A 766-nucleotide genomic window follows, 5' to 3' on the forward strand; every position below is an offset into this window, starting at 1 on the left:
GCCCACCGTCGTGCTCGGCGGGGACACTCCCGTGCGGGCGACCGTCGTCGGCGTCGTCGACGACCGGAACACCTACGGGGTCTCGGCGTGGGTGCTGCCCGGCGACGTCGAGCGCTGGATCACTCCGGACCCCGCCTACGGCCCGGCCCAGCTGGGCATGCAGGTGTGGGTGCCCCCGGCCGACGCCGACGCGCTGACGCAGACCCTGCAGACCGAGCTCGTGGCCTCGGTGCCCGGGGGCAACGTCAGCGTCGGCCGCTACGACTCGGGCGAGGAGCTGGGCGTCGTCAACCTCGTGCTCGCCTACGGCGTGCGCGCCATCGGCGTCTTCGCGCTCGTCCTCGGGGGGATCGGCGTCCTCAACGTCGGCCTCGTCACGGTGCGGCAGCGGATCCGCGAGATCGGCGTCCGGCGCAGCTTCGGGGCCACCTCGGGGCGGGTGTTCTTCTCGGTCCTGCTCGAGAGCGTCTGCGCCACCGCGGTGGCCGGTGGGCTCGCGGTCCTGCTCTCGGTGGCGATCATCGCGAACCTGCCGCTGTCGCTGATCCTGCCGTCGGAGATCTCGCTCACCGACGTCCCGCCCTACCCCTACGAGGCCGCCCTGGAGGGCTTCCTCGCGGCCACCGCGATCGGCGCGCTCGCGGGCGTCGTCCCGGCCGTGATGGCCGTGCGCGCGCAGGTCATCGACGCCATCCGGTACTGACGCCTGCCCGCCCCGGCCCCGCGGTGGGCGGGCAGGCGTCAGTACCGGATGGCGTCGATGACC

General features: G+C 74.0%; 1 protein-coding gene. It reads left to right on the forward strand.

All coding sequences use genetic code 11. The annotated features are described in order from the left end of the window. On the forward strand, window positions 1-703 hold a 703-nt coding region (locus GTR02_RS21965; RefSeq protein WP_166609580.1), incomplete at its 5' end, for an ABC transporter permease. Window positions 704-766: the final 63 nt, after the last annotated feature.

Source organism: Kineococcus siccus, assembly GCF_009906795.1.
Classification (GTDB): Bacteria; Actinomycetota; Actinomycetes; order Actinomycetales; family Kineococcaceae; genus Kineococcus; species Kineococcus siccus.